The organism is Streptomyces apocyni, assembly GCF_009739465.1.
Classification (GTDB): Bacteria; Actinomycetota; Actinomycetes; order Streptomycetales; family Streptomycetaceae; genus Streptomyces; species Streptomyces apocyni.
The window spans coordinates 1-19,880 of record NZ_WHOM01000051.1 but is presented as its reverse complement, the minus strand read 5'-3'; the positions used below and the strand labels follow the sequence as shown (position 1 = coordinate 19,880).

Annotated in this window: 16 protein-coding genes; 8 read left to right on the top strand and 8 right to left on the bottom strand. The window is 70.0% G+C overall.

Features of this window, described 5'->3' with window-relative positions; all coding sequences use genetic code 11:
- Nucleotides 1-123: 123 nt before the first annotated feature.
- The 4 genes from GCN81_RS13150 to GCN81_RS13135 form a co-directional block, all read right to left on the bottom strand.
- A complete protein-coding gene (locus GCN81_RS13150; RefSeq protein ID WP_231626690.1) occupies nucleotides 124-1,254 on the bottom strand; it encodes a TniQ family protein in 1,131 nt (376 codons plus the stop codon).
- Nucleotides 1,255-1,406: 152 nt separating this feature from the next.
- Nucleotides 1,407-2,444 carry an ATP-binding protein gene (locus tag GCN81_RS13145; RefSeq protein WP_156724757.1) on the bottom strand — a complete coding sequence of 346 codons (1,038 nt, stop codon included), beginning with the start codon at nucleotides 2,442-2,444 and terminating at the stop codon, nucleotides 1,407-1,409.
- Nucleotides 2,432-4,540 (bottom strand): transposase, encoded by a 2,109-nt coding sequence (locus tag GCN81_RS13140; protein WP_197287614.1) that lies wholly within the window; start codon nucleotides 4,538-4,540, stop codon nucleotides 2,432-2,434. The genes GCN81_RS13145 and GCN81_RS13140 overlap by 13 nt, the downstream gene beginning before the upstream one ends.
- Before the next feature lie 29 nt (nucleotides 4,541-4,569).
- Nucleotides 4,570-5,379, bottom strand: coding sequence for a TnsA-like heteromeric transposase endonuclease subunit (locus tag GCN81_RS13135; protein ID WP_197287613.1), 810 nt, complete (start codon nucleotides 5,377-5,379; stop codon nucleotides 4,570-4,572).
- Between the two features lie 866 nt (nucleotides 5,380-6,245).
- On the opposite strand from GCN81_RS13135, the gene tap reads away from it, so the two are divergent.
- From tap to GCN81_RS13110, 5 genes are all read left to right on the top strand, one after another.
- Nucleotides 6,246-8,450, top strand: coding sequence for a telomere-associated protein Tap (gene tap, locus GCN81_RS13130; RefSeq protein ID WP_156724756.1), 2,205 nt, complete (start codon nucleotides 6,246-6,248; stop codon nucleotides 8,448-8,450).
- Nucleotides 8,451-8,702: 252 nt separating this feature from the next.
- Nucleotides 8,703-9,695 carry a hypothetical protein gene (locus GCN81_RS13125; RefSeq protein WP_156724755.1) on the top strand — a complete coding sequence of 331 codons (993 nt, stop codon included), beginning with the start codon at nucleotides 8,703-8,705 and terminating at the stop codon, nucleotides 9,693-9,695.
- A gap of 95 nt (nucleotides 9,696-9,790) precedes the next feature.
- Nucleotides 9,791-10,387, top strand: a complete 597-nt coding sequence (locus tag GCN81_RS13120) for a helix-turn-helix domain-containing protein (RefSeq protein WP_156724754.1) — start codon at nucleotides 9,791-9,793, stop codon at nucleotides 10,385-10,387.
- A 25-nt stretch (nucleotides 10,388-10,412) separates the two neighbouring features.
- Nucleotides 10,413-12,545 carry a hypothetical protein gene (locus tag GCN81_RS13115; RefSeq protein ID WP_156724753.1) on the top strand — a complete coding sequence of 711 codons (2,133 nt, stop codon included), beginning with the start codon at nucleotides 10,413-10,415 and terminating at the stop codon, nucleotides 12,543-12,545.
- Nucleotides 12,545-13,264, top strand: coding sequence for a helix-turn-helix domain containing protein (locus GCN81_RS13110; protein ID WP_156724752.1), 720 nt, complete (start codon nucleotides 12,545-12,547; stop codon nucleotides 13,262-13,264). The genes GCN81_RS13115 and GCN81_RS13110 overlap by 1 nt, the downstream gene beginning before the upstream one ends.
- A 15-nt stretch (nucleotides 13,265-13,279) precedes the next feature.
- Here GCN81_RS13110 and GCN81_RS13105 read toward each other — a convergent pair whose 3' ends face one another.
- The 3 genes from GCN81_RS13105 to GCN81_RS13095 form a co-directional block, all read right to left on the bottom strand.
- Nucleotides 13,280-14,080, bottom strand: coding sequence for a sigma-70 RNA polymerase sigma factor region 4 domain-containing protein (locus tag GCN81_RS13105; RefSeq protein WP_156724751.1), 801 nt, complete (start codon nucleotides 14,078-14,080; stop codon nucleotides 13,280-13,282).
- Between the two features lies 1 nt (nucleotide 14,081).
- Nucleotides 14,082-14,330: a hypothetical protein gene (locus tag GCN81_RS13100; RefSeq protein WP_156724750.1), complete on the bottom strand. Its 249-nt coding sequence runs from the start codon at nucleotides 14,328-14,330 to the stop codon at nucleotides 14,082-14,084.
- A 374-nt stretch (nucleotides 14,331-14,704) separates the two neighbouring features.
- Nucleotides 14,705-15,814: a hypothetical protein gene (locus tag GCN81_RS13095; RefSeq protein WP_197287612.1), complete on the bottom strand. Its 1,110-nt coding sequence runs from the start codon at nucleotides 15,812-15,814 to the stop codon at nucleotides 14,705-14,707.
- 166 nt (nucleotides 15,815-15,980) lie between these two features.
- On the opposite strand from GCN81_RS13095, the gene GCN81_RS13090 reads away from it, so the two are divergent.
- The 3 genes from GCN81_RS13090 to GCN81_RS13080 all read left to right on the top strand — a co-directional run bounded on the left by GCN81_RS13090 (nucleotide 15,981) and on the right by GCN81_RS13080 (nucleotide 19,246).
- A complete protein-coding gene (locus tag GCN81_RS13090; protein WP_156724749.1) occupies nucleotides 15,981-16,238 on the top strand; it encodes a helix-turn-helix transcriptional regulator in 258 nt (85 codons plus the stop codon).
- A 171-nt stretch (nucleotides 16,239-16,409) separates the two neighbouring features.
- A complete protein-coding gene (locus tag GCN81_RS13085; protein ID WP_156724748.1) occupies nucleotides 16,410-17,270 on the top strand; it encodes a DUF6083 domain-containing protein in 861 nt (286 codons plus the stop codon).
- Between the two features lie 476 nt (nucleotides 17,271-17,746).
- A complete protein-coding gene (locus tag GCN81_RS13080; protein ID WP_156724944.1) occupies nucleotides 17,747-19,246 on the top strand; it encodes a UvrD-helicase domain-containing protein in 1,500 nt (499 codons plus the stop codon).
- A 145-nt stretch (nucleotides 19,247-19,391) separates the two neighbouring features.
- On the opposite strand, the gene GCN81_RS13075 is transcribed toward GCN81_RS13080, so the two are convergent.
- Nucleotides 19,392-19,880: tetratricopeptide repeat protein (locus GCN81_RS13075; RefSeq protein WP_156724747.1), on the bottom strand; the 489-nt coding region annotated here is incomplete at its 5' end.

Below are 19,880 nucleotides of genomic sequence, written 5' to 3'. Positions count from 1 at the left end.
CTCCTTCGTGTGTGAGGGGTGAGCGGGCGGGGTGTGCGGTGTGTGGCGGCCTGCGGACGCCGCCGCGATACGGCCGGGGGCGGAGCTGGCTGGCGGGGGAGCCGGGGACGGGGCCGGGAGATGTCACGGGCACGGCGCTGGCTCGGGCCGCAGCGAGGGCGCCGGTTCCCAGCCACCAGTGAGGAAGGCTGCCTTGGCCTCTTCGCAGATGCTGCGGGGACGGCGGTCGGTGAGGAAGCCGACGCGGTCGCTGTACTCGGTGGGCCGTACGGCTGTCCGGTGCACCGTCCACAAGCCGTCGCGTTCGGTGCCGTCCGCAGCGGTGAGCCAGCGCAGCCACCGGTCGAGGGGATCGGTTTGTGCGGCTGTCCTGGGCCTGGTGCGGGTGTAGGCGATCAGCCAGTCCGCGAGCCACGGCCTGCCGGCCCGGCGGCTGATTTCCCGAAGCAACAATTCCGTTGCGGCACCTGCCCCTTGGGCTGCGGCGGTCGCGCGCAGCCGCTGCTGCCAGCGCGGAGCGCCGAGCAGCCGGGCCACGGCGATCGTCTCCGGGTAGGACACCAGCGCATGCGGCACCACGGCCGCCGGCATGGATCCCGTGACCGCGGCCAGCCGGTGTGCACGGTCCTGCCAGACCGTCTCGGATCGCCACCCCTGTACCTGCCACGACCACACGACCGCCGCGGCGAGGGCCACCACGTCCGCCGCGTCCGGACGGGCCCGTGCGAGAGCACAGTGGTGTCGGTGCGCGGTGAGGACCTCGGGCAGGGTCTCCAGCGGAATGCTCGCTGGCCTCCCGGGATGCGCGAGGAGCCAGCGCCGGTGACGCCGACAGACGTGCCCGGCCGTTCCTGGGTACACCAGAACCGGCTGTCCAGGCCGTAAGGCCCGCCCAGTACACGCAGGACAGGTCCCCACCCATGCCTCGCCCGGCATGTACCAGGCCGCCCGCGGGTTCTCGTCGTCCGCGAGCCGCCCGTGCGGGGCGGCGAGAGCGGGCAGCAGGCGGCTGAGCCGGGACAGGGGAAGACCGGTGGAGCGGGCCAGGGCTGTTCGCGCGGATGTGTTGAGGAACAGTTCCAGACCGCTGCCCGGAGTGCCGGTCACCTGCACCCGGTGCGCGCCGCTCAGGACCCCCCGCAGCAAGTCCTGTGCGGGCAGACCGTAAAGGGCGGCCATCCTGCGAAACCAGGAGCCGGTCAGCTCGCCCGCCACGGCTGGGATACGAACAAGCGTGGAGGCAGAGGGTTGCACGAACATCTTCCTTTACGCGTGGGGGTGTTGAGGGCAGGACACGGCGGGGCAGGGGAGGCGGCCATGAATCAGCGCCCCATCGGCACGGGGAAAGGGGACTACAGGGCGGGCGCGCGGCGGGAGGTCCGGGGTGAGGCTTTCCGCCGCGCCGGTCAGTTGCCAGGGTGTTGCCGCAGGGTGGCGCGCGCCGCGTTCGTGGCCTGGACGTCGAGGAGCACCTGCGACAGCTGGTTCTTCGTGATCGCGAGGCTTCCGTCCAGGATGGAGCGGATCGCGGCCTCCCTGACAAGGAGGGAGAGACTGGCCATCACACCGCCGGTGCGGAGATGGATGTGGGCGGCGTGGCGTACCAGCGTTCCGGGCCGGTGGCGGGCCAGCCGCAGCGCCCCCTCCATGTCGCCCAGGAGTGAGTGCCACATCTTCTTTTGCTCTTGGGTGCCGTTGAGTAGCGGGGGCGTGCGCAGGAGTTTGCAGCGGGCGGCGAGCTGGGCACCGCGGGGCCCGGTCAGCAGCGGTGAGTCCTCCACGTTGACACCGGCCAGCACGAACGTCGCGGGTACTCGTTCCATCAGGGTCTTGACCTGGTCGGAGGTGTCGGCGCCGGGCCGGGTACGGGTGTTGAGCAGGTGCACGTCGTCGATGAACACCAGCCGGGTGCCCCGCTTTAACATGACGTGGCACACGGCGTTGGTGATGGTGTGTTCGGTCATCCGGTCGTGGATCGGAATGCCGGCGAACCGGGCGAGGACCTTGGCCAGGTTCCTGGGCGTGTAGGTGGGCGGGACGGAAGCGAACAGCACGGGCATGGAGCCCTCCATGCCGGGCCGACGGCGCCGTTCGCTCAGTTCGAAGGACCGGCCGAGTTCCATGAGCGTGGTCGACTTTCCCGCCCCCGGCGGCCCGGACACGATCAGCCCGCGCCGGGCGGTACCCTGCTGCCGGTTGTTGACCAGGAGCGTCAACTTCAGCTGCTGAAGAGCCTGTTCCATGGAGCGGGTCTTCAGCGTCACGAACTCGGAGTGGTACTCCAGGAGCGTCTTTCGGCTCCAGGACGGATCCTTCACAGGCAGAGCGGGCACCCGCGGTTGAGACACATAGGCCTGCCACAGGACGCAGTTGGTGATTGGGCTGGGGGTGAGCAGACCGTCGTCGAAGAAGTCGTCGCTCGCGCACACGGTTACGGCAGCCACAGGTCGTTCTCCCGGCTGGTGTCGTCGAGGATGGAAGAGCCGTCGGCGACCTGGTCGGCATCCTGCTCGCCGTCGCTGGAAACAGACAGGTCGTCGTCCTCGTCGGGAACGGTGTCGTCGTCGAGTTCCGGCGCGGCGTACACGCCGGCCAGTCCAAAAGACAGCGTCGGAGTGCTCAGCACGTCGGGCCCGCCTGCTGGCACCGGCACTGCCCCCGAGGCGCGGGACTTGGCCACTACCCGTCGCTCCGAGCGAGACAGCTCCCCCTTCCCTGAGGCCCGCTTGAGGAAGTCGTCCAGAGCCAGGGCGAGTTCTGCCTCGTGCTCCTCGCGGGACCCGGTGCGCTTGACGACCTTGCAGATGTGCTGCCAGATGTGGTGGGTGAACGGAAGGCTCACCGCGGTGGCGTGAATCCACGGCACTTCACGGAACCCCTCGGGCAGGCGTACCCAGATCCGGGTCGGGTCGTAGGGGTTGTGGTGCACCTCCCGCAGGCGCCCCTTCGACCGCGTCCCAGGGCCGTGGTCTTCGTGGAGGCACTTGTCGTCGTAGGTGCGGTAGTCGAACCGGATACCGGCGCCGGTGACCGGCTGCCAGCGCACCGGCAGGAGCTCCACGTAGTCCTGCGAGCTCAGTACCACCGGCACGTACCCCGCCACCGGGAGCAGCGCCGCCCACATCTGGTTCGGGGTGAGGGCCTTCTTCGGCATCAGCGGATGGCGCAGGCCCTCATGCGGACGGTGGTGCCAGTGCACGAGGAACTCGTCCAGCAGCTCCTGCATCTCCTGCAGGGTCCGCAACGGCTCCTGCTCGACCTTGGAGCCCCGCTCGGACACGTTCGCCCCGGTGTGGCCCGGCAGCCACTGACAGAACAGAGAGTTGAGCGAGCCGAAGGTCCGCTCCTCGTGCGCCTTGGCTGGCCCGTTGGCCGGTGGCACGGGCTGCAGAGAGATCCCCAGGCTTTCGCACGCGGCCCGCGTGGCGGGAGAGACGAACACCTTGCCCTGGTCGACCACGATCATCTTGGGCACGATTACCGGGCGTGCCGCGGCGTCGTTCAACCGCTCATCCAGGCTGACCAGCCGCTCGTGGGGGATAACTGAGGAGGCCATCGACAGCGTCGCGGGCCAGTCGGGCCGCATCGTCATCGGCGTCATCATCTGCGCCAGCAAGACCGCCACATCGGTCAGCTTGCTACCCGGCGGCCGCAGAATTCCCCACAAGCTGCGGGTCGCCACGTCCAGTGCCGTGGTCAGCTCCGGCCGTGCCACGACCCCGTCATCCAGGACGCACAACACATCCACCGGGGTGCTGTCCATCATCACCAGCTCGCCGGGACGCAGCGCGACTGTCGGGGTGAACGGCGGCTCCGGGCGTGCGGCCCGGGCACGCCGCTGAGCCACCGTGCCCCCCAGGCCCAGCACCGCTTCCACCTTGTCCAGGAGCTTGTTGAACGTGGACTGCGGCGGGACCCTCACTGCGCCGGGACCGTGCTTCGCATCCAGCCACCACTGCGTTTCCCGGCGCATACGCTTCTTCCACCCCCGCGACCGAGAGCGCGGCGCCTCCTGATGCAGCAGTTTGCGAACCGCTTCGACTACCTCGGCGTCGGCCCGGCCGGGCAATGTCGAACTACGACGCTTGGGCACCAGTGCCCACACCCCGCCCGTGCCGTAGCGCGCACGCCACCTACGGACCGTTGCCCGGCTCACGCTCGTCCAGCCCTGCGCGGTGAGCTCGTCAGCCTTGGCCTGCTCACGCTGTGCCAGCGTGGTGGTTTCGGGGTTGTACGGGGGCTTCACCGGGCCTTCGCTGTTCGGCGTGGGGTAGCCGGTCTCCACCTCGCGGACGTGCTGCTCGATGGCGAGCGCGCGCCGCTGCTGGTCTTCGGACACGGTCGACAACAGGCCCGTCTGGGGTACGCGCAGACGGGGCGGGCCGTCCTTCATCTCGAAGGAGGGATCACCGATCAGCGTGGCCAGGCTGAACACCGCCAGCCCACACGCCTCATGGTTCTCGGCTAGCCAGATACGCGCCTGGGGTGTCAGGTTTCCCTCGATCCCGGCAACGGTCCAGTCACGGTCGTTGAATCGCACGGCAGCGCCGACTCCTGGTACCAGCCCATTCATCGTTCGACTCCCGCCGGAGATGCCACAGCCACGGCCCGCTCGTGCAGCGGGCTGTCCAGCCGCGTACTCAGCACTCCGGCCCACAGGGCGTGAAACACCGCAGGCCACACGGCGATCGGATCGCCCAGCAGACGGACCCCCTCGACCAGAGGCGTGGGTGTTCGGAAGCACTGAACGATCCGGGGCATCAGGCCTCCAGCACACCGCGGATGCCGGTAGTCGGCGAGCCAGCGCACATTGGCCTCCACCGCAGGCCGCGGCGGCCCGACCAGCCGGTAGTGCCAGCCGGCCGCGAGGGCCGCGGCCTCGACATGCCCAGCCCGCTGGACCAGGCGCCGCCCGGCTCCGCACCGGCCGGCACAGTCCACAAAGAGCCCGCTGCCGTCCGCGAGGCGAGCCACCAGGTGCGGCGCGTGCGATACGACCTTCCCGCTCCTGCCCCGCCACAGCAGCTCCACCGGCCGGCAAGCCAGTGCCACCACCTTCGGATCACGATCCAGCATCATCACCTGAGTGCGCATCGCCCCGAACCCGTAGTGCACCAGCCGCCCGGACGTCGCCGACCACCACCAGCCCGGCGCGATCCGCCGCCCCCGCAGCACCGGGAAATCCCGTACGGGAAGACACTCCTCCAGCGCCTGCTCCCTGCCCGCCTGGAGCCACGGCATCACATGCTCCGTACCGGACTCATCCACGAACCTCGCCTCCACCAGCGCGGGGTCGACGCGCCGGCCACGGAGCGGAAGCGAAACGGCGCGCGCCGATCCAGGCGGCTGCCCTTGTTCCCACACAGAAGCTTCAGACATGAAAGGCCACACTTCCTTCGAAACACGTGCTTGCGCAGATCCGGCGACAGGCGGGACGCTGCACCTCTGCGGCCGCCCCCACAGCTGCGCACAGATCGAGTGAAAGAGCTGGGCCGTCGCGCGCAGGCGCGGCGTGTACCAGCGTCTGCCGTCAAGCCCGAAGAACCGGCCCGGGGCAGGCCACCAGGCCCCCATCACTGGAGGTTTCACGGGCGAAGAAGCCCGGCACGAAAGCACCGTCAGCCTGCTGAGGACAGCAGTGGTCACGCCGTGAACGTACGGATGTCCGGGGCGAATGCAGCAGCATTGCCGCATCGGTCTGCTGCCACGCTCTGCTGTCCTCCAGACGCACGCGGCGGTCGCCCTTTCCCGTAGTGCTGCACCAGCTCCCCACGCAAGGGCGCGCTCCTCGAGTGCCCCGTGCCGGAGCAAACCCACCGGCTGCCGCCTGCGACGCCCCGAGGGCGAGCAGAACTCCGCCCACGCCACCTCACACACCTGTCACCTCGCACAAAGACCCATCTGCCGTCCACCTGAACGGACTTGAGGACGATCACTGTGGTGGACACGGCCTGGCACGGGAAGAACTTCCGGCTCGAACAGCTCGAACGAGCGACGCAATCAAAGCGGGGCCACCCCACGCCACTCGAACGGGCGTTTCGTCGAAGATCGGGCCGGGAATTCGTGCAGGTCAGATGGTCGTACCGGCGAAGAATCGTTCACCTGCCTGAACTAAAGCCCGTTCGGATCGGGCATGCTGCGCGGCGAAGCGACAGATCCCCCGCTTCGTCTGAGGAAGAGGGGGGCATGAACCGAGAGCGTGACGACCAACCGCTTGACCGAACAACACTTCTTCGGACTCACACATGAACGAACACTTCGTAGCAGTGGACGCCCTGATCGGGCGCGGTCCTCACCCGCCCCAGCTGCCCACTCCCGAAGAACGCCGCCACCTGCGGGAAGCCTGGGGTGCCTCCCTTGAGGAATTCGCCAGCACTCTCAACCAGGACACCGACGACATGGAGGCTTGGGAGGCCGGCCACCGGGGCGCCGACCAGGCCGACGAGATCGCCTACCTGCGCCTGCTCAACCGCATCAGACAAGAGCTGCCCCCCGGCCACGAACCAGACTGGGCAGCCCTACGCCGACGCCCTGCTCCCTCACCTCATCCGCCCCGACCGGTACCGCCGTGCGACAGCTGCGGACAGCCGATGGGCCGCTGCGAACACTGCGGCCAGCCCACCACCCATAACCCCGGGGGACGGTGGCTGCACCAGAACACCAACTGCGCCCCACAAGGCCCGCGCATCCCCCAACAGCCCGCGGCTCCCCAACTGCCGCTGCGCCTGCCGAAACCGCCCGGAGGCTTCCCTCTCGGACCATTGGCGGTCATCGACCACCACATCGACAATGACCGCCTCGTGGCCCACCTCAGACAGCACCGCAGCATGGAATGCCCTGCAAGAACTCTGCCTGACCTGCTCGCGTGGGCCTACACGCGCGGCATCGGAGCACCCCGGCTGCATGCCAAAGGGAATCACGTACCGCCGCTGCTCATCCTCACCGCAGCTGCCACCGGCTTCTTCGGACTTCCGCTGGCCCTGGACGATCCCGTCGAGCGGCTGCTGCCAGCCGACCACCCCGTCCTGGCTGACCTCGGCCGGGCCGGATGGCCCCCCACTCAGCCGGGCATGGGGCCCTGGAGCCGACTGCAGACCCGCGTGAGCGAAGGCCACCAAGTCACGGTCCGGCTCGCCGTCCAGCCCTGGGGAGCGGTGGGGGACAGCTGGGGGCTTCACGCCCTGGAGGCGAAGGACCTCGCCACGGTGACGACCCGCTACGCGGACACCGTACTGACCCCCTATGACACCCCCGCGGCCTGCGGCTCGGATCTGATGACCGAGCTGCGCCCGCCCAAACAGTGGGCCACACAAGCCCGCAGCGGCCGCCGTGTCCTGGAGCCCGCCGCACGCGGCGCCCTGACTGCGGCATACGACCCCGCCCCGCCCGAAGCGCCCGCGGACCACCCAGTGGCGGGCCGCGACCGGAACCCCGACGACGTCCTGCGCGAGGAGGCCTACAACTGGTACCGGCAGCCCGCCCGATGGGAACGGGAGACCTACCGCCACGTTGTCGCTCTCGCCGTCAACTTCGCCTTCACCAATGCCGCAGGCAAGCTCAAGATCGGCTACGGGCCCCCCGGTCCCCTCGAACATCAGCCGACGTTCGACCCATCCGTGCCAGGCACCTGGTACGCCGACCTCTCCGGCATCCCCACCGACTCCCGCCTGCCGTCCCCCTTCACCGCGAGCGGACAGCCGCCCACCGGCCCCACCTGGTATACGACCCCGACCCTGGCCTACGCCCAGCAGCTCGCGTCCCAAGCTGGCCTCACCATCAAGCCGATCAAGGCCTACCTACGGCACGGTAACGCGGGAACCTATCTCGAACCCTGGAACAAGCGTCTGCGCGAGGCCTACTGGCAAGTGCTGCGCCGCCTACGGATCGCCCCCGACGCCACCGGCTCCGTTTTCCTGCACGCCTGTGAGCAAGCAGAAGTCGAGGGCGACCAGCTGGACTGGATACTGCTGTCGGCCATCAAGGCCACCGCAGACGGCGGCATCGACAGGCTTCACGAAGACCCTATCGACCGCGACCGGGAACCCCACGAACGCTGGCCAGCCCTCAACCGCGTCACCTGGCGCCCCGACATCCGGGCCGCCATCATCGCCACCGCCCGCACCGAGCTGCACCGCAAGATGACCAGCATGGCCAACGCGGGCCGTTACCCGGTGGCGGTGCTGTCCGACCGCATTGTCTACCCCACCACCCGGCCTACGCCGCTGGACATCCTGCCCGACGAGCGCCCCGTCCCAGGCAGCTTCACCCTCAGCCCCCGCTTCGGCCACGTCACCCTCGAAGGCACTCACACCATGGACTGGGCCCACACCCTGCTAGCACGGCACATCAATCCCGCCGCAGGGATCAAAGACCCCGACGCGCATCTCCCCCTGCCCCGTGAGAAACCGTCCCACCCCGCGGGTCCAGACGAGCCTGCGCTCCTGTTCTAAGCGGGCATACCTCACCGTGCCGTCGCTACTCGCCACCCGCCTGGCCCTCCGAGCAGGCAGGACATCTCCTGCCTGCTCGGGCACGCCGGTGGCCTGACCTCTTCATCGCCCGTTATCAGGACGCTGCCGAGGGCGAACCGCGCGGCCTCAGCGCGGTACCGGCGGCCGCCTGCTCCTGACAACAATCTGGGCCCACACCAGCCCCAGGAGCCGTTCGCTCCGTCTGACCCCACCGACTGGAAAGCCCCCGACATGATCCTGTTCTATGCCTTCACGGACGCCAGCGGCACGTGGCACGGAGACCCCGACGCCGACATCCACGAACCCCAGCCCAGGCACGGCAACCTGACCCTCCCCGCCCCGCCCCAAGCTGGCCCCGCAACCAGCCTGTTCGCCGGCCAGACGCTGCGCGTGCTGTACGCCGCCACCGACCTCGAGCCCAGCGCCACCACCTACCAACTCGACAACGGAGACTGGGTTCTGGCGTCCTGGCACGTCCACGAACTCCTGTCAGCCCCCTATCAGACAGCCGCCCATGCGCCCCCATCCGACCCTCCACCGCCTGCCACGGTGCCCGTCGCCAAACTGGAGATCTATGCCGCCAACCGCCGCTACAGCTTCGACGCGGAACAGCTCGATGGCGGGCGAGTCGAGGTGAACATCATGATCACCTCCACCGCCGGCGAGATCTACGGAGCCCTCACAGGAGAGACCGACGCCACAGACCTGGCCCATCTCTCCCGTCTCCTGAAAGCAGCTGCCGACGCCTGTCCAGCGTCACCCCCAGCCCCGTCGGCACCCGCCCCATCGGCCAAGCCTGCCCAACGTGGCGCACCCTGGACCGAGGACCTGCTCGACCTTCTGCGTGCCGCCCACGCAGACGGAAAGGACGAAGCGACGCTCGCAGAGGAGTTCGGACGCAGCGAGGCGGCCATCCGGTGGAAGCTGTGGGACCTCCGCCTGGAACCCTTCCCGAAAGACCTCGTCCCCGATCGGCGTGCGAATACCATCCCCGAGCAACCCAAGGCCTACACCGTGACGGACAAACGCCAAGCACACCCGAACGCCTACAAGAAGTGGGAACCCGAGGACGATCGCCTGCTGGCCCGGCGGGCCGCCGAAGGCGCCGCTATCGCGGAACTTTCACAGGAGTTCGGACGCGATGAAGGGGCCGTCATCAGTCGCCTCAACAAGATCGGCGCGATCGGGCCCGCAGCAGACGAGGCCGCCCGCTACACCTACTGAACCTCCATGACCGTGCTCCTTGCCCCTCATCCGCCGTGCACGTAATGTATATCCCAAATCAGATATCGGATTTGGGATATACGGGGAGGGTAGAGGTGCTGCTGACGACGGGGCAGGCTGCGGAGGAGCTGGGTTGTGCGGTCACCACTTTTCGTCGCCTGATCCGTGCCGGGTTGTTGCCGGGCCTGTCGCGGCGTGGGGTGCGAGTCATGGTCCCGCTCGCCACCATCCAAGCCCTCACCGAACGTCATCTTGCCTCGCTTGACCGGCTGGAGGCCCCCGAGGTCGCGGTGCTGCGTGTCGATGCGGCCCGGCAGGTCGCCGAGGGCGACCGCCAGTGGATCGGCTTTTCTACATCGCTCGCACCGGACGATCTCCTGAAGGCGCTGCGGGGCTGGTGGCGTTGTGACGCGGCGAGTATCGCGGCCGGGGGAGTGCTGCCGGTGACCGTGTCGGGCTACGTCGTCGCCGTGCTCACCGGCCTGGAAGGGTGGGAGAAGAACGAGCACGGGCGCCACTGCTTCCCCCAGGCGCGGCTGGCCGGCTACGTCACCGATCTCGCCACTCCGGTTAAGGAACTGACCGGGACCACTACCGCCGAGCGGCGTCTGGCCGGCCACCTGCTGGGCACTCGCCTGCCCTCCCATTCCGGTGGGGCAATCGCCTACGTTCCCACCCGCCGCAACGGCTGAAGCGCCACCCGAGCCAAGGAACACGATGGACGCACACAGCTACACCGCCGCTCTCGCCGAACTGCGCACCGTGCGGGATGAGATCAAGAAGACGCAGGCCGCACTGGCCAGACTTGAGGCTGCGCGGGACAAGCAGATCGCGGTGCTGGCCGGGTATGAGAAGGCGAAGGCGGAGCGGATTGCGCCGGCGGCCGGACTGAGTCTGGCCGAGGTCGTTGCCCTGGCCCCGGCCCTCGCGCCCGACAGCCTCGCCACGACCGGCGACGACGCGCCCGACTCGGCGACGGCCCCACCGGCCACTGCAGCCCAGACCGCTGATGACGCGGGCGCGGCGCCGCAGTCTGCTGCCCCGGCTGCGGGAACGCCAGCCCCCGCCATGTCCACCGCGCCAGGCAAGCCCGCTGGCCCGTCAGCGGCCGAGGCGCCCCCGCAGGATTCTTCCGGTCCGCCGCCCGCCGTCCTGGGCACGCCGCGCACTCTGCCCTCCATCCCCGAAGGTGCCGCGGGCGACGGGTGGTTCACGCACACTGCGAACCTGGCCTCCACACGGCCGAACTTCACCCAGCAGGCCCGCTCCACCGTCTTCCTCGACACCGACACCGGCGTCTTGGTCCATCGCGACCAGACTCACCGGCTTGAGCTGGGATCAGGCTCGGCTGCGGAGATCCTCACCGCCGTCTTCCGTACCCTCCCCGGCGGCGTGGAGCGCATTTACATCACCGGCGGTGACTCCTGGCACCGGGACGCCGGCCGCTATCCCTACCTGCGGGACGCGGTTGCGGCCTGGCTGAACGCGCCCACGCCGGGCTGGCGCACCGACACCGGCCGTGGCAGGGACCGGATGGCCGGACACTTCGTCCATCCCCGCAACCCCGTCGCCCGCTACCAGCGCGAGAACGGCGAGGAGCATGTCGAGATCCGCTCGGTGGGGGAGTGGTTCGACCTCGACGGTGACGAACCGGCCGTGGCCCGCGACGCGTTCGTGCTGCTGTGGCAGGCCCTGCGCCGCCACTGGACCGACGCGGTCATCATGGGCTCCCCCTCGCAGACCGGCCGCGACCTGTGGACCCGCACCATCCCCGCCCGCGGCCAGCACGCCGAGGGCTACCCGGTCCTGTCCGAGGAACTGCGCGGCCTGCTGCACGCCACCGCCGGGCAGGGCCGCACCGAACTCATCACCCCGCCCCGCGTCCCCGAACAGCTCCCCGCGCTGGTCGAGTACGACCGCACCTTCGCCTACGCCAAACACACCTGGAAGTCCCCGGTCGGCACCCCCCGCCGCATCACCGCCGCCACCTTCGCGAGCTGGTCCGAGAAGGAACAGACCCGGGCCCTGTACGGCTGCGGCCACTGGCACGTCCGCGTCACCGTCCCCGACACCTGGAACCACGTCGGCCTCCTGCCCGCCGCCACCCCCGGCGAACGCGCCTGGCACTACCCGGCCGCACCGGGCACCACCTTCACCACCTGGGCCGGCGGCCCCGAAATCCACACCGCCCTGGCCAACCCCATCGGGCCGTGGAAGATCGAAATCCTCGACGGCATCCTCTTCGACGACGGCAAACCCCTGGACGACTGGGCCAAGAAACTCAAAGACGCCTGGACCAACCTCACCACCCAGGCCCACTTCCAAGGCGACGCCCAACAGGCCCGCGCCGCGCACCTCGCCTCCCGCGCGGTGCGCGCCATCCTGCTGTACGGCATCGGCTCCTTCGCCCAGCGCCCCCGCACCGTCACCGGCACCACCCCCCGCCACCTGGAACGCGACGTGCCCCCGGACGCCGAAATCATCGGCTTCGACGACGACCTGATCACCTGGCAGAAGCCCACCGGCTTTGCCCGCGACCCCAACGCCCACCCCGAATGGGCCGCCGCCATCTGGTCCGGAGCCCGCGCCGCCCTGCTCAGCCAGCGCCACCGCGACCAGGACACCTACGCCGGCGCCCTGCACACTGAGCCCGGCAGCGTCATCGCTTTCCGCACCGACGCCCTCTACCTCACCAGCACCCACAACTGGCCCTACCACCACCAGCCTGGCGACTACCTCTACAAGGGCCACCTCATCGGCCCCCTCGCCGCACCCACCAGCGAAGAAGACCTCCTGCAACTGCGCGACGCCGGACGCGCCGCGCTCGCCCAGACACCGGCGGGCGCCTGATGCCGCCCCGCCGCCGCCCGGCGCCGCAACGCAACGAAGCCGCCCAGCTCGCCGACCAACTCCAAGCGCTCGGCTACACCAAACGCGACATCGCCCGCATCATCAACCGCGACGCCTCCCTGGTCTCCCAGTTCTACACAAAGAACAAAGGAGCCGCCTTCGTGGCCGCCCTGCGCGAAGTCCTCACCGCGGTCGAGACCGGCGGCATCACCGACCTGCCCGCCCTCACCACCCTCGCCGCCCGCCACATCACCCGCCGCACCACCGCCTCCGGCGCCCGCGCCCGCGTCCGCGCCAAAGCCGTCCTCATCACCCCTACCGGCACCGGCACCGGCCGCGTCGGCGCCCAGGCCATCGCCTCCGGCTCCGCCCGCCTGCGCCCCCTGATCGCCGAAGCCGCCCGCCAGCACCTGCGCCTGGCCTTCACCGTCCGCCTGGGCAAGAGCGGCTACGTACACCCCTCCGGCAGCCGCACCGACTCACCCGGCATCCGCCGGGACGTCATCCAGCGCACCGACCACACCGAGGAACGTTCCTATGGCTCCGCCACCACCGGCGGCTTCGACGCCGCCGACTTCGCCCGCCGGGTGGACGCCACAGGCGGCGACGTGACCGCCGCTGTCCACCAGTGGCTGGTGGACAGCGGACGGATCCACCCCGAGGCGCACATCACCCACCTTGAGGTGCGCACCTGGCGGCCGCGTAACGCGGGCAGATGACGAGGGCGAGGCCCGCTAGGCGGCCGTGGGCCTGGTGTGGGCCCACTCTCGGACAGCGGCCTGCAGGGTTTCGGCGCTCCAGCCGAGTCGCTCGCGCAGGTTTTTGCGGGCGTAGGTGAGGCTGGAGCGGACGCTGCTGGCGGGGATGCCCAGGGCCCGGGCGGACGCCTCAGGGGACAGACCGCGCAGGTGCAGGTCGAACACCTGCCCCTGCCGGGTGCCCAGGCTGCGTACGGCGTGGGCTAGTTCTCCCGCGCGGCCCCCGGGAGTGCGGCGAGCTGTCTGTGCCCGTCCGATAGGGACGGGGCTGGCCGGCTCGGGCCGCCGGTCCCACAGCGGGCGCAGCGCGATGCGCAGGTCGGCGATGTCCCGGCGGATGGTGGACGGGCTGACCTCGCGTTCTCGGGCGATGTCGGAGACCTTCATCCCCCAGGACAGCTGGAGGGCGACCGCGGCCTGGCGGTGCGGCAGCCGGGCCAGCAGGTCCAGGAGTTCGACGGTGTCTGAGCCGCTGTGCGGCGCCTGCGCGCCGCGCAGTGCGGCGATGCTGGCGATCTCGGCCACCGGCATCTCCCGCCGCCGCGCGGAGCGGCGGCGGGCCTCGTTGAATGCCACCTCCTTGGCGTAGGCGACGACACTGTCGATGTCTTTGGCCCGGGCCTCGACGCGGTCGATGGCGGCGTCGGCTGCGGGCTCGGCGATGTCGTCGCTGAAGCCGCGCAGCGCCAGGTGCTCGCGCAGTGCGGCAAGGAGCTGCGGCCGGTGTCCGTCCCACCGGGCCGGGCGCTGGGGGGACAGCCCCGCCATGATGGCCATCTCAGGAGGCCATCCGGCTGGGGCGGTAGCCCACGGCGAGCGGTGTGAGGGTCGCCAGCAGCACGGCGATCTCCTGGGCCTGCCAGCCGAGGACGGCCAGCACGATCACCAGGATCGTCACCGGGCCTCCGAGCAGCACCTGTTCTTGGTGCAGCGGGTGCCGCCGGCCGCGGCCGGGAGTGGTGGACCAGACGGCAGTAGGCCAGCCGGGTGCCATGAAGGGGGTGTGGGCATGCGGAAACAAGGACATGACGCTCCAAGTGTGTGAAGGGGACCGCCGCCGCGCGCATGAATCGGCCAGGAGACATTGGTTACGGCAACACGGACCCGCCAGTGACGCTTCCTCAATTCTGCCTGCTCACAGCCTATTTGCCCCTGCCGTGTGGCGGACGGGAGGTGTGGCCTTTTGCACGTTGAGCGCTATGACGCGAAACGGCCCTCTGGTGGCATCTACAGGGCGAAGGCGAACCTCTGCCCGCAGGGGGCGCCGGTGTGTGAAGGGGACCCGCCGCAGCGCTTCAGGCCAGGAGACAACGCGGCGGGCCCCGACCATCGAGATACGTACGCACCAAGGCCACGGGACACAGGCGTCGGTGTACACGTGAAGGTGTACGCGGCTGGGAGCTAGGCCGGCAGCGCGACAGAAGGCGGACTCTCTGTCCGGCGTGCGAGCTGGCTGCCGGGTTCGGGCGGGGCCGGTACGGAAGGGATCGGTACCGACAGTTCCCAGGCCACCTCGTCGGTGACGGGATCGAAGCCCCATCCCTGAAGTGCCCCCGTGGCGGCGAGTTGGTCCAGGATCGTTGTGAGCGCGGCGTGGGAGAGGCCGGCGGCCCGGGCGAGCTGGTCGGCCTCGGCGCGGCCGTGCGGGCTGTCGGGGAGGGTGTATACGGCCAGCTGCAGGGTGATCAGCCGGGCGGTGGCCGTCTGGTCGCGCACCGCGGGGCCGGTGAGGGTGCGCAGTGCCCAGTCCGCGGCCTGGGCGCGGCCGTGGCGGCCGGGTACCTGGGTGAGGACGGCGGCATCGAGGAGTACGGCCCGCATGCTGCCGGTGTTCTCCTTCGTCGGGGAGTTGGCCGGTCGCCGTAGCCACTGTGCCTGTTCCAACTCCCGCCAAGGGGCGGAGGAGTGGGCCATGCGCATGCTGCGCAGCACCCCGCGCGCCAGCAGGAGCCGGCCGCGGGTGTCGGCGCGCAGCGCGCACTGCAGCGCCAGCAGGCGTGACTCGGCCGCAGTGCAGGCGGGCAGGGCGGCTGCGAGGTAGCTCAGCATCTCCCGCACGCGAGTCACGGCGGTAGGCCCCGGCAGCCGTCGGGCAGGCTGCGCCGTCTGGTGGGCCGACGCGGCGGGCGGCGTAGCCGCGGGTAGGGGGTCGGGCACGATGGCGGTGTGCGGGATGGCGTGTGCACACGCGGCACAGACGTCGGCCAGCCGCCAGCCGCGCCCGCCGTGCTCGCGGGCCAGCGCCAGCCGTACCGGGCCTGCGCAGCCGCGGTGTCGGGCATGCCAGGGACAGCCCCGCTGCCGGCACTGGCAGGTCCGCAGGTGCCCGGCCAGCGTGTCCATGCGGGCGTGGAGGGCCAGATGCCTCAGGGCGGCGGAGCGCGCCGAGCTCGCCTCAAGCGGGGTCGCCCGCGGTGCGCAGCGTTGGCAGGCCAGCACCGGCCCGCCCGCCTGCGGGTGCAATTCCACCGACCACACCCGGGGCAGGGCGGCGTGCATGGAGAGCCTCATCGGGCCCGATCTCCTCCTGTCTGGGCGTGCGCCGAGGGCTGTCCGGCGCTAGGTGGGGCTGGTGTCCGGCCGCATGGTGATGCAGCCGCAGATGTCACCCCTTCCCTAGCAAATAGTGCAGAGGTCTGCACTGACGGGGCAGGGTCCTGCACCTTCGGATGGTGGAGTGACGATCTTCCCGCCCGACCCCAACCTCAACGCCCTGCGCGTCTCACTCGCGCGGCTGAGGGGCGAGCGCGGATGGACCTTCGACGAACTCGCCGACCGCAGCGGACTCGCCCGCCGCACCCTCATCGACCTCGAACACGGCCGCACCACCGGCAGCATCACCACCTGGCACGCCCACGCCTTCGCCGTCCCCATCGACCACCTGCTGGGCACCCTCTGCGACGGACACACCCCCTCCGGCACCCCAGACGCCTGACCCGCCGCCAGCAGGCCCCTGACCCCGCGCGCACACACCACCCGGACGGTCACCCGACGTCGCACACACGCGCCATCATTCGCGCGCCTGTAGTAGACGGTTGGGCCGTTCGCCTGACCTGAGCGGCCGCGAACCACCCACCACGGAGTGCCGCCTGGCAAGTTGCCCGCCATGCACCCCCACACCCGAGCCCGCCACTGGGACGGCAGCCCCGCCACCACCACGCCCCGCCGTCGACTGCGCGTCGCCCCCACCAGCCCCAGCCGCCTGCTACGCACCGGCCAAAACGGCCACTGCCGCGACTGCGGCAACCGCATCGACTGGTACCCGCGCAGCAACCACCGGCCCATCGCCCTGCACCCACAGGAAGTCGCCACCCACGCCGTCGCGGACTCCTGCCGCTGGCACCTGAGCGGAGGCATCGCCTACCGACACGCCGACGCCACCGCCTGGTGCCGAATCCCCCACACCGTGCTCTGCCCCCGCCACACCAGCGACCGCCCGCTCGGCCCCGACATCGAAGCCCTCCGCCGCCACCTGGCCCTCCACACACGCCGCCTCATCGACACCGGCACCTTCACCCCACCCACCACCCCCACCTGCAACCTGACCCCCGCACGCCTCACCCGCACCCCAGAGCGACCCGTCGTACAGATCCTCTACACCCGCTACCTCGCCGACCGCCCGCTCACCTCCATCCAGTGCGTAGCCCAGACCCGCCAACGCCGCCGCTGCCCCCACCCCATCCTGAACCCCGCCGCCCCCACCGGCACCTGGATCCTGACCCCCGCCCACCCCATCCGCCCCGGCCAACTCGCCCTGCCCGACACCCCTATGGCGCTCTACGACCTCAGCCACCTGCCCTACGCCGAACAACTGCGCTGGCGCGCCCAGCGCTGCCCCGCCCACGCCGCCACCGCGAGCGCCCCCGATCTCACCCTGCCCGGCTGGCAACGCTTCGACCCGCTCACCCACCACCCCCATATCCACGCGTGCCTACCCGACACCGCCCCCGCGGCACAGGAGGCCTGACCGTGCCGCACCACGCCCTGGAAATCACCCTGACCAGACCCTGCACCCGTACCGAACTCGACCGAGCCCGCCGCATCCTGCCGCTGGCCACCAACCACGACACCACCCGCCTGATGGCCCTCGTCTCAGCCAAGTCCCCCCACCAGGCCCTGCGCCGACTCTGCCACCGCCTCGATGCCCGCCTGCCCCTGGACGCCGTGACGGCGCACTACCCGGATGCCAACGGGCACGTCCTACTCAGCATCGACCTCCCAATCGAGGCCAATACCCTCCTGCGCCGCGCAGCCGCCCAACAAGGCCAACCTGTACACACCTTCGTGGCACAGGCCATCCACCACGCCCTGGCCCCAGCAGGCCCGACGCGACGCCGACCAGCTCGACCACACCCTGCAGCGCCTCCTCACCCGCACCACCGCCCCGCAACTCCTGGCCGCCGTCGGCCGCGCCCTCACCCACCCCACGACAGGTGCACCGTGCTGAACCCCACCGACGAACAGACCGCCGCAGCCGACGCCTTCCACGCCGGCGACCACTTCGCCCTCCAAGCGGGCGCCGGCACCGGCAAGACCACCACCCTCGCCCTGCTCGCCTCCGGCACCAAACGCCGCGGCCGCTACCTCGCCTTCAACAAAGCCATCGCCCAAGACGCAGCCACACGCTTCCCCAACACCGTCACCTGCAAGACCGCCCATGCCATGGCCTTCGCCGCCATCGGCCACCGCTACACCCGCCGCCTCAACGGCCCCCGCCAGCCCGCCTGGAGAACCGGCCAATCACTGGGCATCACCAAGCCCATCCGCATCGGCCAACGCGATCTGTCACCCAAGGCCCTCTCCTACGCCACCCTGCGCACCGTGACCCGCTTCTGCCACTCCGCCGACCCCACCATCACCCACCACCACATCCCCCACCTGCGCGGCCTGGAAGACCCCGACCTACACACCCAACTCGCCGCCTGCGTCGTACCGTTCGCGAGAAGGGCCTGGGCCGACCTTCAGCACCCCGACGACGGCGCCGTCCGCTTCGACCACGACCACTACCTCAAAATCTGGGCCCTGTCCGACCCCAAGATCGACACCGACTTCCTCCTCCTCGATGAAGCCCAGGACACCAACCCCGTCGTCGAACAGATCTTCACCAACCAGCGAGGCCACGCCCAACTGGTGATGGTCGGCGACTCCGCCCAGGCCATCTACCACTGGCGCGGCGCCAAAGACGTCATGACCAGCTTCAACGGCACCCCCCTGACCTTGTCAAAGTCCTTCCGCTTCGGCCCTCGCCTGGCCAGCGAGGCCAACCGGTGGCTGGCCATCGCCGACGCACCCATCCGCCTCGAGGGCACCGAGACCATCCCCACCGAACTCGGCGACGTCGAGGACCCCGACGCGGTGCTGTGCCGCACCAACGTCGGGGCCATGGCCGAAGTCATGAAGCTGCTGGGCACGGGGCGCCGCGTCGCCCTCGTTGGAGGAGGAGACACCCTGCGCGCTCTGGCCTCGGCCGCCCGGGAACTGAAAGAAGGCCGCCGCACCGGCCACCCTGAACTGGTTCTGTTTACCTGCTGGGGCGACCTCCAGGACTACGCTACGCACGACCCGGCAGGATGCGACCTGCTGCCGCTCGTCGACCTGGTCGACACCCATGGCGCCGATGCCATCCTCAACGCCGTCGGCCAGCTCACCAGCGAACAACAAGCCGAGGTGACCGTCTCCACCGCACACAAGGCCAAGGGGCGAGAGTGGGGCCGGGTGAAAATCGCCGGCGACTTTCACCCGCCCAAAGACAGTGGCCAGCACGATGAGACCGGCCACCCCCTCCCTGGCCCCGTCGAGGACGCCGAAGCCCGGCTCTCCTATGTCGCAGTCACCCGCACCCGGATGCTCCTCGACCTTGGAGGGCTGTCCTGGATTCACCATCACCCCGACGGAACCGCTTACGAAGTAACCCACAACAACAGCGGTAACTTGGCCAGCTGAGAGTGAATGGCGCGCTCAGCGAGGTTGCACTACACCTCAGAGGTCGTGTCTTTGGTGAGCGGTACCTCGCCATTGCACGCCCAAGCGATCAGGTCGCGGCGATCTGCGCTAGTGGCGGGGATGCTGGCAGGCGTCGGGATGGATATCACCCACCGGCTGCGCGTGAAGCATCGGTCGCCCTGTCGACGGATCCGCCTGTAGCGGCCCCGATGCAGTCGTAGATGCGCACCGCCTGCCTCAAGTCGACCATGGCGGCCTCTAGATCACCGGTGAGGACCAGGCTGCGCGCGGCGCCCTCCAAGGCGCATGCCTCGTCGAGGGGGCTGTGCGCTCGGCGTGCAAGCTCCAGAGCTTTGCGGTGTGCGGCCAGCCCCTCCTGGGGGCTGACGACTCTGGTGCGGAGGGCCCCCAGACTGTTCCAGACTTCCGCCTCGCCTTGAGGATCTCCGACCCTTCGAAAGAGGTGGAGGGCCTGCTCGAAGAGTTCGGCCGCACTTGCGTACTCACCCGATGCATACCGTGTGCGTCCAAGCCCGTGGAGGGCGTTGGACCGCCCGTGCCGATCTCCGAGTTCCTCAAACAGGGCTAGTGCCCGCTCATGAAGCTCCCTGGCTGCCGCATAGTCGCCGGTCGC

Excerpts from the sequence above, each read along its gene's own strand:
- GCN81_RS13135 (WP_197287613.1), bottom strand. The coding sequence starts at position 5,379 with ATGTCTGAAGCTTCTGTGTGGGAACAAGGGCAGCCGCCTGGATCGGCG.
- tap (WP_156724756.1), top strand. The coding sequence starts at position 6,246 with ATGAACGAACACTTCGTAGCAGTGGACGCCCTGATCGGGCGCGGTCCT.
- GCN81_RS13125 (WP_156724755.1), top strand. The coding sequence starts at position 8,703 with ATGATCCTGTTCTATGCCTTCACGGACGCCAGCGGCACGTGGCACGGA.
- GCN81_RS13115 (WP_156724753.1), top strand. The coding sequence starts at position 10,413 with ATGGACGCACACAGCTACACCGCCGCTCTCGCCGAACTGCGCACCGTG.
- GCN81_RS13110 (WP_156724752.1), top strand. The coding sequence starts at position 12,545 with ATGCCGCCCCGCCGCCGCCCGGCGCCGCAACGCAACGAAGCCGCCCAG.
- GCN81_RS13105 (WP_156724751.1), bottom strand. The coding sequence starts at position 14,080 with ATGGCCATCATGGCGGGGCTGTCCCCCCAGCGCCCGGCCCGGTGGGAC.
- GCN81_RS13100 (WP_156724750.1), bottom strand. The coding sequence starts at position 14,330 with ATGTCCTTGTTTCCGCATGCCCACACCCCCTTCATGGCACCCGGCTGG.
- GCN81_RS13095 (WP_197287612.1), bottom strand. The coding sequence starts at position 15,814 with ATGAGGCTCTCCATGCACGCCGCCCTGCCCCGGGTGTGGTCGGTGGAA.
- GCN81_RS13085 (WP_156724748.1), top strand. The coding sequence starts at position 16,410 with ATGCACCCCCACACCCGAGCCCGCCACTGGGACGGCAGCCCCGCCACC.